Source organism: Gordonia sp. i37 (genome assembly GCF_002043085.1).
Lineage (GTDB): Bacteria > Actinomycetota > Actinomycetes > Mycobacteriales > Mycobacteriaceae > Gordonia > Gordonia polyisoprenivorans.
The window spans coordinates 1-9,146 of record NZ_MVPX01000509.1; the positions used below are offsets into that span (position 1 = coordinate 1).

11 protein-coding genes are annotated in these 9,146 nt (G+C 67.9%); 4 read left to right on the plus strand and 7 right to left on the minus strand.

Annotated features, from left to right (window positions below):
- From B1964_RS24870 to B1964_RS24880, 3 genes are all read right to left on the minus strand, one after another.
- A partial coding sequence (locus B1964_RS24870) for a maleylpyruvate isomerase N-terminal domain-containing protein (RefSeq protein ID WP_253194176.1) occupies positions 1-777 on the minus strand: 777 nt, incomplete at its 3' end.
- Positions 778-937: 160 nt separating this feature from the next.
- Complete coding sequence (locus B1964_RS24875; protein WP_079931696.1) at positions 938-2,476, minus strand: 4Fe-4S binding protein; 1,539 nt, start codon at positions 2,474-2,476, stop codon at positions 938-940.
- A gap of 113 nt (positions 2,477-2,589) precedes the next feature.
- On the minus strand, positions 2,590-3,591 hold the full coding sequence (locus B1964_RS24880; protein ID WP_079931697.1) for a diiron oxygenase: 1,002 nt from the start codon (positions 3,589-3,591) through the stop codon (positions 2,590-2,592).
- Positions 3,592-3,852: 261 nt separating this feature from the next.
- On the opposite strand from B1964_RS24880, the gene B1964_RS24885 reads away from it, so the two are divergent.
- Positions 3,853-5,706: a cation:proton antiporter gene (locus B1964_RS24885; protein ID WP_079931701.1), complete on the plus strand. Its 1,854-nt coding sequence runs from the start codon at positions 3,853-3,855 to the stop codon at positions 5,704-5,706.
- Between the two features lie 8 nt (positions 5,707-5,714).
- Here the strand turns inward: B1964_RS24885 and rpsR are convergent, their stop codons facing one another.
- Genes rpsR through rpmB form a run of 4 tightly spaced genes read right to left on the minus strand, consistent with a single transcriptional unit; the run spans position 5,715 to position 6,739 of the window.
- Positions 5,715-5,984 (minus strand): 30S ribosomal protein S18, encoded by a 270-nt coding sequence (gene rpsR, locus B1964_RS24890; protein WP_006369588.1) that lies wholly within the window; start codon positions 5,982-5,984, stop codon positions 5,715-5,717.
- Between the two features lie 49 nt (positions 5,985-6,033).
- The gene (gene rpsN, locus B1964_RS24895) at positions 6,034-6,339 is read right to left on the minus strand and encodes a 30S ribosomal protein S14 (protein WP_079931698.1); all 306 of its coding nucleotides are present in this window, start codon (positions 6,337-6,339) and stop codon (positions 6,034-6,036) included.
- On the minus strand, positions 6,339-6,503 hold the full coding sequence (rpmG, locus tag B1964_RS24900; RefSeq protein WP_006369586.1) for a 50S ribosomal protein L33: 165 nt from the start codon (positions 6,501-6,503) through the stop codon (positions 6,339-6,341). The genes rpsN and rpmG overlap by 1 nt, the downstream gene beginning before the upstream one ends.
- Positions 6,503-6,739 (minus strand): 50S ribosomal protein L28, encoded by a 237-nt coding sequence (gene rpmB, locus B1964_RS24905; protein WP_020172065.1) that lies wholly within the window; start codon positions 6,737-6,739, stop codon positions 6,503-6,505. Before rpmB ends, rpmG begins: the two co-directional genes overlap by 1 nt.
- 85 nt (positions 6,740-6,824) lie before the next feature.
- Between rpmB and B1964_RS24910 the strand changes: the two genes are divergently transcribed.
- From B1964_RS24910 to B1964_RS30560, 3 genes are all read left to right on the plus strand, one after another.
- A complete protein-coding gene (locus B1964_RS24910) occupies positions 6,825-8,174 on the plus strand; it encodes a GTP-binding protein (RefSeq protein ID WP_172398964.1) in 1,350 nt (449 codons plus the stop codon).
- Entirely contained in the window at positions 8,171-8,455 is a 285-nt protein-coding gene (locus tag B1964_RS24915; RefSeq protein ID WP_006369583.1) for a type B 50S ribosomal protein L31, read from the plus strand. Before B1964_RS24910 ends, B1964_RS24915 begins: the two co-directional genes overlap by 4 nt.
- Before the next feature lie 86 nt (positions 8,456-8,541).
- Positions 8,542-9,105, plus strand: coding sequence for a hypothetical protein (locus B1964_RS30560; RefSeq protein WP_172398963.1), 564 nt, complete (start codon positions 8,542-8,544; stop codon positions 9,103-9,105).
- Positions 9,106-9,146: the final 41 nt, after the last annotated feature.

The following is a 9,146-nucleotide window of genomic DNA, read 5'->3' on the forward strand; positions in this document are numbered from 1 at the left end:
GAGCGCCAGCCACGGCTTGGCGCCCCAGGCGAAGGCGCGGCCGCCCAACAACGCCGACCCGGGCGAGAAGCGGCCGTGCGCGGCGAGCACGACGGTCTCGGCGTCGATGCTGATGAAGACGTCCGGGTGCGGCGGGTCGGTGGGGTCGATCTCCAGACGGCCGTCGACGAACCGATAGATGATCCGCTCGGAGGTGCGGCGGATGCGGATGTCGTAGGTGGCGTTGTGGCCGCAGCAGTGATGCGAGTCGGCCCACGGGCGCAGCAACTGATGGCCACCTCGTGTCACCAGCGGAGCGATTGCCGGATCGATCTCCCACTGCTCGCCGACGGCACGAGCGATGTCCCGGCCCCGCACGGCCATTTCTCCGATGAGGATTCCCAGTGCGGTATCCGAGCGCACGCGTTGACGTCCGCCGATGCGCATCATCGGTACGCGTGCCCCGAAATGCGACACCGTGTCGAGGAGTTCGTCGAGGTCGGCGAGGAAGCGCTCGCTCAGGGTGCACGTGTCCCGGGTGGGGAGGTTGGCGATCTGCTTGGCGTAGATATCGGCCAAAAAGCTTGGATGGCAGGGCCATTCGTCTTTGCCATGCACCAGGTCGAGGTAGCGGGAGGGTTCGCAGGCGATGTGGCCGACGCAGTCGGCCAGTGACCATCCCCGCCGGGATGCGACGCGCGCATCAGGGGTGTCGACGTCACGGACGAGTCCGGCGAAACGCTCGCCTATCGTTCGTGCCGCGTCGATGTAGTCGAAACGAGAGATCGTTCCGCGCATGCTCACCCCCATTCGCGCCGACGACGTTACTCGGCGGTGGGGAGATGCGCAGCAGGCGATTCACAGGCAAAAGTCAAAGGACGCCAAATCGTGACCGTTCCCGGTTTCCGGGGACATTCCGTCCACGAAAACGTGAGAGCTGTCCACAAATTCGTGGGGATCAGCTGCGGCCGAGTCGGGATAAAATCCCTCGCCGCGAGCCTCCCGCGGGGGTGAGCACGCCGCTCTCGAGGTCGTCGACGAGTGACCCGACCGTCTCCGCGGAGTCGGTCTTGTTGGTGCCGATGAACCCCGACGGCCCACGCTTGATCCATCCCGTGACGTACATGCCGGGCATCGCGTCTCCGGTCGATGAGTCGGCGATGACGCGTCCACCGGAATGGGGCACCACGCCCGCGGCATCATCGTAGGGCAGTCCGGGCACGGGACGGCCCCGGTACCCGATCGACGTCAACACCAGCCCGGCGTCGAGGACCTCGCAGGTGCCGTCGGGGCGGCCGGTGACCACCCCGTTGGCGCGGCCGTCGACGACGCGGATCTCGCGTGGCGCACGGCCGAACGCGAAACGGATGTGCGGAACCGTCGGGGTCGGGCGGGCAGCGATCTCGCCGAGCACCTCGAGTTTGGCGCGAGCGGTCGGATCGGTCGTGCACGCTGGGTCGGGGACGTCGTCGGCGTCGATGGTCACCGGGATGCCGCCGTCGACGAGCCCGACGAGTTCGGGCAGGGTGAACGCCGCGTGTTCGGCGCCGCGACGGCCGACCACCGTCACCCGGCGCACCGCGGATGAGCGCAACGCCGCGAGCGCACGGGCAGCGATGGAGGTACCGGCGAGATCGTCGGGATCGCGGACGAGGATGCGCGCCACATCGAGGGCGACATTGCCGGTACCGATCACCACCGCCTCGGGAGATGACAGGTCGACGTCGAGGTCGGCGAAATCGGGATGATCGTTGTACCACCCGACGAAGGAGGTCGCGCTGGTCACGCCGCGGGCGTCGGCGCCGCCAATCTGCAGACGCCGATCGGTGGGCGCGCCGCCCGCCCAGATCACCGCGGTGTGCCGGGCCCGGAGGTCTTCGAGGGTGAGGTCGCGGCCGATCTCGGTGTTCAGCCGGATCTCCAGACGCGGGTGGCCCGCGATGTCGTCGAACAGGCGCATGACGGTGCGGGTCGACTCGTGGTCGGGGGCCACGCCGAAGCGCGCCAGCCCGAACGGTCGATCGAGCCGCTCGTACATCGTGACGCTCACCTGTGGATACCGCAGCAGATCGTCGGCGGCGTACATCGCCGACGGCCCCGATCCGACGATGCCGACCGATACTTTCCCGGCCACCGCGAGCGCATCGGGGTGGCTGATCGGCGCGAGCGGCAACCGGCGGCCCGGATCGACCGGGAAGCGGGCTTCGGTCAGCCCGATCCGCGAGCCCGCGGCACCCGAAGTGGTGCCGGCGTACATCGACGCGTTGATGTCGATGAACCGTTCCTGGCCGTCGGTGAGACGATGCGACGCCGTGATCGCGCCGACCGGGCACGCGGTGACGCAGGCTCCGCAATCGACGCAGGTGTTGGGGTCGATGTAGAGCATCTCGGCGATACCGAAATCGGGCTCGTCGGGGGTCGGATGGATACAGTTCACCGGGCACGCGTACACACACGACGCGTCGCCGCAGCAAGCCTGGGTGACTACATGGGGCATGGGATGAGCGATCTCTTGCTTCTACGGAAGGGACCGGACGCTTGCTACGCCGGTGATCGGCGACCGAGGGATGCGGCGACCGACAGGGTCGGGGCGACCGAGGGACGGGGCGATCAGGCCGCGGTGTAGACCGGTTCGCTGCGGAACCGCGATGACCGGCCCGAGATGCCGAGTGCGCGCCACAGCGTCCGGGAGGCCGGATTCATCAGACCGCACTGTTCGCCGAGCATCCGGACATCACCGAAGACGTTGCGTCGCACGCGCTTGGATTCCGGAGACCGCCAGAAGATCTCGCGCATCACCGAGTCCGGGACGTCGAACTCGCGACGGAAACTGCGCGGCGGCACCATGATCGCGCCCAGCAGCAGACGCATCGCGATCGGTAGCGCCAGCGACAGGACGAAGCGCTGGAACCGGTTCTTCTTCGGGACCGTCTCGCGCAGGTGGTGATGGGCGAAGGAGATGTGGCGCGCCTCCTCGGCGACGTGCAGCTGCATCACCGCGGCCATCGCCGGGTGCAGGCTGTCGGTGGTACGCAGGAAGTCCTTCTGCAGGTGATCGATCGGCTCCTCGCCGCCGAGTACGCCGAAGAAGAAGACCGTCGGGAAGATCGTCGACACGAGGGGAACGAACATCGAGACCCGGCGATAGAACGTCTTGGCCCCGGGAACATCCATCCCGATGCGGTTCACCAGCTCCTGGAACATCAGGGTGTGGTTGCACTCCTCCTTGGATTCATGCGTGGTGTAGCGAAACCGCTTGTCGCCGTTGTCGAGTGCGAAGCTGTACTGCATCAGGCCGCGGATCAGGATGGACTCGAACTGCAGGCCGACCTTGGCCACGTTGGCCTGGCGCCACATGCCGATCGCGATCTGCTTGTCCTGCGGGAGCGCCTGATACCACGGGTGGCGCCCGATCGGGTCGACGTCATACGACAGGATCCACCGCGGGTCGTCGGGGACGACCGCCATCTCCGGGGCGTCCCAGTCGATGTCGAGGTAGGGGTCGAAGTTGCGGTGCACCGACGCGGCCGACAGGTCTTCGAGGACCTGGTTGTAGTCGTTGTCGGCGTCGGACTTGTCGTGTTCGGGGACGTACTTGAGAGCCTGGGTCATCGTCGGTCTCCTCCGAGATCGGTGGGGCGTCGTACGCCGGTGGCGTCGGGCGTGATGCGACAACAATCGTTGTCATTGACGGTAGGGGCGCCCACCCGCTTGTGTCAACAGTCAATGTCACAGTCGGCGGTGTGCCACGTGTCCTCATGTTTGCCGGATGCTCGTACGGTATTGCGCGGTTCGCCCCTTACCCACGATCGACCCAGCCGCCGTTCGACTTCGTCTGGCTCGAGCACCGGCATTCGGGAGACGATGTGGGTCATGGAGAAGATCCTGATCGTCGTCGGAGCGATTCTGCTCATCGTGGCCGTCACCGAGATCGCTCCGCGTATTCGTGTGCCCGCGGCACTCGCGCTGGTGGTGATCGGCGCGGCCATCGGCATCATGCCGATCGTTCCGGCGCTGCACCTGGACCCGGAATGGATTCTCGTCGGCGTGCTCCCACCCTTGCTCTACGCGGCGGCCGTGCAGATGCCCGCGATGGAGTTCCGTCGCGACTTCGGGACGATCAGCGCGCTGTCGGTGCTGCTCGTGCTGGTCAGTGCGCTGGCCCTGGGGTTCTTCTTCTGGGTGGTGGTTCCCGGGATCGGCCTGGCCACCGGGGTGGCGCTCGGGGCCATCGTCAGTCCCACCGACGCGGTGGCCACCTCGATCGCCAAGAAACTCGGCGTGCCGTCGCGGGTGACCGCGGTGCTCGAGGGCGAGAGCATGCTCAACGACGCCACCTCGCTGGTGCTGTTGCGGGCCGCGATCGCGGCCACGGCCGCGACCATCTCCTTCTGGGGAGTGCTGGTCAACTTCGTCTACGCGGTGGTGCTGGCCGTGGCGATCGGCGCGGTCGTCGGGATGCTCAATCTGCGTGTGCGGGCTCGCGTCCACGACCCGGCGGTCAACACGGCGATCTCGTTCACCGTGCCGTTCCTGGCGTATCTGCCCACCGAGGAACTGGGTGCGTCGGGGTTGGTCGCGGCCGTCACGGCCGGGCTGATCACCGGCGCGGGGGCCACGCGATTCCTCACCCCGCGTCACCGCATCTCCGACACCCAGAACTGGCGGATGGTCGCGATGCTCGCCGAGGGTGGCGTCTTCTTCCTCATGGGCCTGGAGTTGTTCGGCCTCATGGGAGACGTCGTCAACGAACACAACGGGGTGCAGCACGCGGTGTGGCTCGGTCTGGCCGCGCTCGGGGTGGCGCTGGCGATCCGGGCCGTCTACATCGTGCCGCTGGTGTGGTGGGTCGATCGCCGACGCCAGCGCGGCGAGGCGATGCGGCCGATCCTGGAGAACTACACCGCGACCGCGACGGCAGGGGCGTCGAAACGCGACGACGCCCGGGTCCGCCGCCGCTTCACGCGGTGGCGACGCCGGTTCCACCTCCGTCGCCATCCCGACCCGGACAAGACGTCTCCGACGACGATGTCGCCGGAGACCGCGGGTCGGATCAACGCGCGGATCACCCGGGCGCTGGCCGACATCGACTACTACGACGACGCGCCCTTGGGGCGCAAAGAGGGCGTCATCATGGTGTGGGCAGGTCTGCGCGGCGTCGTCACCGTCGCCGCCGCGCAGACCCTGCCCGACGACACCCACTCCCGCTCACTGCTGGTGCTGACCGCGTTCGTGGTGGCGGCCGCGTCATTGCTCCTCCAAGGCGGGACGCTGTCGTGGCTGATCCGCAGACTGCGACTGCCCGACACCGTCGAAGACAAACGCGCCGAACGCCTGCGACTGCGCGCCGACATGGACGCCACCATGCAGGCCGCAATGGCGCAATCCGAGGTGGTACGTGAGATCCCTTGGCTGCGTGCGCGTATCGAGCAGGCCACTCGTGAGGCCGAAGACATCGGTGAGGAAGATGCCGACGACGAGGACATGATCGACGGGGACAGAAGCGAGGGGGCGAACCCCGGACCCGTCATCGGAACGGGCGCCACCTATGGCCTGAACCTCGCCGAGCGCGCACAGATGCGGGCGGTGCGCCGGGAGATCATCGCGGTCCAGCGTGCACGCCTGTTGAGTCTGCGCCGCGAGGGCAGCTACTCGTCGGAGGCGTTGTCGCGAGTCCTCAATCAGCTCGACGCCGAGGAGATCAGCCTCGAGCTCCAGGGCGGTTGAACCCGGCGTCAGCGTCGGGAGTCGAAGGGCAACAACGCCATTTCTCGCGCATTGCGGATCGCGGTGGCGACCTGACGCTGCTGCTGTGGGGTCAGACCGGTGACCCGACGCGGGCGGATCTTGCCGCGATCGGAGATGAACTGCCGGAGTGTCTCGATGTCCTTGTAGTCCACCGGATCCCGACCGGTCGGGTGTATGCCCATGGCGGTCAGCTTGTTTCGTGCTCGTTGCGGGGTCTCGTCGCGGCGCTTGCCGCGCTTGGTGTTCGACGGGGGCATGGATGTCCTCCTGAAGGGGTGGATGGATGTAGAAGGTGTCGGTGCGAGGTCACCAGCTGGATTTTGCGATCCCGGGCAGCTCGCCGCGATGTGCCAACTCGCGGAAGCGGACTCGGGAAAGGCCGGCCTTGCCGATGTAGCCCCGGGGGCGGCCGTCGACGGCGTCGCGGTTACGGATGCGCACCGGGCTGGCGTCGCGGGGCAGTGCCTGTAGGCGGCGACGGGCGTCGTCACGCGCCTGCGGGCTCGCGGTCGGATCGGCAATGACACCCTTGAGGTGCGCGCGCCGCTCGGCGTAGCGGGCGACGATCTCCTTGCGCTTCTCGTTCTTGACGATCTTCGATTTCTTGGCCATCAGCGGTCCTCCTTGAAGTCGACGTGCCGTCGAACGATCGGGTCGTATTTCTTGAGGACCATGCGATCGGGATCGTTGCGGCGGTTCTTGCGGGTCACGTAGGTGTATCCGGTGCCGGCCGTCGAGCGGAGTTTGACGATCGGGCGGATTTCGTTGCGGGCCATCAGATTTTCTCCCCGCGAGCGCGGATCTCGGCGACGACGGCCTCGATGCCGCGCCGATCGATGGTCTTGATTCCGCGGGCACTCACCCGCAGCGTGACGTGGCGGTCCTCGCTGGGTAGATAGAACCGGCGTCGTTGGATGTTGGGATTCCAGCGGCGATTGGTCCGCTTGTGTGAGTGCGACACCGACTTACCGAAACCGGGTGTTGCGCCGGTGACCTGGCAACGCGCAGACATGCACACCTCCTTATTGAAAACGATTGGCGTTAGAACCCGCAGAAGGCTACCGTGAAAGCCCTGTAAATGAAAATTGTTGCCAACAATGGAAGGGGTGATCGAGATCGACCCGCACTCGCACGGGACCGGTGGCCCGACGCGCCGCCGGACGCCGGTCACACTCGTCACCGGACTCGATTCCGCCGCGGTCGGGCGCGCAGCCCACGCACTCGTGATGGCCGGCACGGTGCTGGTGCACCACGATCTCGGTGCCATCGCGTCGGGCCGGGTGATCCGCACCGTCACCTCGGTCAGCCCCGACGGCTGCGCCGTCGAGCAGATCACCGAGGTCGTCCTCGAGCACGGCTGCGTCTCCTGCACGCTGCGTGAGGACCTGTTGCCGCTGCTACGTCGGCTGCATCAACGGGACTCGGTCGACGAGATCGTGTTGCGTCTCGACCCACTCGTGGAGCCGGAAGCGTTGAGCTGGGCCATCGACAACGTCATCGTCGCCGACATGCCGGGTTTCGTCGACGGTCCGGCCGGGCGGGACGTGCAGATCACCGCGACGATCGCCTGCGTCTCGGAGATGGGATGGCTCGAGGACGCCACCGGTGACGTCACCCTGGCCGAGGCGGGGATGGGTGTCGACGACGACGATCGCACCCTGGCCCAACTCGCGGTGGGACAGGTCGCCTTCGCCGACGCCCTGATCATCGCGGCCGCCGACCCGGTCATGCGTGACGCATGGCAATCGGCCCGGCTGATGGCGGTGCTGCGTCGGGTTGCACCGCGCGCACCGATCCTCATGGAACTGCCGCAGCGCCGGTTGACCGCGGTCACCATCATGCAACTGCTGCGCGCGATCCCCGACGATGCGCGGCGTGGCCGGATCGACGGCCCGCACGATCCGCTGCTGCGCCATCAACCGCCGCTGGTCGACGAATGTGGGGTCGGCATCGTCGAATTCAACGCCGATCGTCCGTTCCATCCCGAGCGGCTGCACGAGGCGCTCGACGCCCTCCTCGACGGCGTCGTGTGTGCACGCGGCCGACTGTGGCTGGCGACCCGCCCCGACCAGGCGTTCTGGTTGGAGTCGGCGGGGGAGGCGCTGAAGGTGGCCGAGGGTGGCGGGTGGCTGGCCGCGATGGACGCCGACGAACAGGACGAGCAGGACCCGGAACGACGGGCGATGGCGGCCCTGCGCTGGCATCCCGAGCACGGCGACCGGCACAGCGCACTCGTCGTCATCACCCATCGCGCCGACCCCGACCACATTCGTCACGCGCTCAACGGCGCCTGCCTCGACGACCACGAGATGGCCGCCGGCCCCCGGGCGTGGGCGCACTTCCCCGACCCCTTCGGCACCGAACACACCGACCCGTGCGACGACCTGACCCTCGGTGACCCCGCACTCGCCGACCACACCGACATCCCTCGAGAGGACCACCCATGAAACCCGGCATCCACCCCGACTACCACCCGGTCGTCTTCCGCGACGCCTCGACCGGCACCGCGTTCCTCACCCGCTCGACGATGACGTCGGAGGCAACCGTGGAGTGGTCCGACGGCAACACCTATCCGCTGGTGGTCGTCGACGTGACCAGCGACTCGCACCCGTTCTGGACCGGGGCGAACCGTCTGGTCGACACCCAGGGTCGTGTGGAGCGTTTCCGCCGTCGGTATGGCGATCGGGCGAATCGGACGAAGGGCACGCCCGCTCCCGCGCCCGAATAGGCCCTCACCAGCGGCGACGGCGTCGTCCTCTGTTCGATTGGTTAACTCCGCTGCCACCGGCGGTCACGGGTTAGAGTGGCTGCGTCATGCAGTCGAACCCACCGGAGGACACCATGCTCCCGCGTCCCGCGCGACCGGCCCGAACGTTGCGAGGCCACGCCGTTCGGGTCCTGCTGGTGACGGCGGCGTTGCTGGTGGCGGTCCTCGCGACGGGCGCGCCGGCGTCCGCGGAACCCCCGGGCGGCGCGCCGTCGGCGCCGGTGGTCGACGATCCCGGCGGCGTGACCCCGTCGCCTTCCGACACGCCCTCGGAGACCACGACGGTGCCGACCACCTCCGGGCCGCCCGTGTCCTCGACGCCGCCGTCCGAGCCGTCGTCGGCACCGCCGTCCACCCCGAGCCGGACACCGTCGACGACGGTCGCACCGACCACGGTGCAAGAGGTCCCGCAACAGACCATTCCGCTGCCGAGTAGCACTGCACCGTCGTCGTCGGCGCCGGCGACGGTCACCCAGAACGTCATCCCGGTGGCGCAGAAGAAGTCGACGACCGCGCGGACCGCGCTCATCGCCGTCTCGGTGATCGCGATCGTCGGTGCCGCCGCGATCCTGGCCTATCTGCTGGTCGGCCGAATGCGGAGCCGGCGATGACAGCGCGGAGTCGACGATGACGGTGCAGGGCCCCGGGTCTC

Coding starts and splice junctions, on each gene's coding strand:
- rpsR (WP_006369588.1), bottom strand. CDS start 5,984: ATGCCCCCGTCGAACACCAAGCGCGGCAAGCGCCGCGACGAGACCCCG.
- B1964_RS24915 (WP_006369583.1), top strand. CDS start 8,171: ATGAAACCCGGCATCCACCCCGACTACCACCCGGTCGTCTTCCGCGAC.
- rpsN (WP_079931698.1), bottom strand. CDS start 6,339: ATGGCCAAGAAATCGAAGATCGTCAAGAACGAGAAGCGCAAGGAGATC.
- B1964_RS24910 (WP_172398964.1), top strand. CDS start 6,825: ATGGAAGGGGTGATCGAGATCGACCCGCACTCGCACGGGACCGGTGGC.
- B1964_RS24885 (WP_079931701.1), top strand. CDS start 3,853: ATGGAGAAGATCCTGATCGTCGTCGGAGCGATTCTGCTCATCGTGGCC.
- rpmG (WP_006369586.1), bottom strand. CDS start 6,503: ATGGCCCGCAACGAAATCCGCCCGATCGTCAAACTCCGCTCGACGGCC.
- rpmB (WP_020172065.1), bottom strand. CDS start 6,739: ATGTCTGCGCGTTGCCAGGTCACCGGCGCAACACCCGGTTTCGGTAAG.
- B1964_RS30560 (WP_172398963.1), top strand. CDS start 8,542: ATGCAGTCGAACCCACCGGAGGACACCATGCTCCCGCGTCCCGCGCGA.
- B1964_RS24880 (WP_079931697.1), bottom strand. CDS start 3,591: ATGACCCAGGCTCTCAAGTACGTCCCCGAACACGACAAGTCCGACGCC.
- B1964_RS24875 (WP_079931696.1), bottom strand. CDS start 2,476: ATGCCCCATGTAGTCACCCAGGCTTGCTGCGGCGACGCGTCGTGTGTG.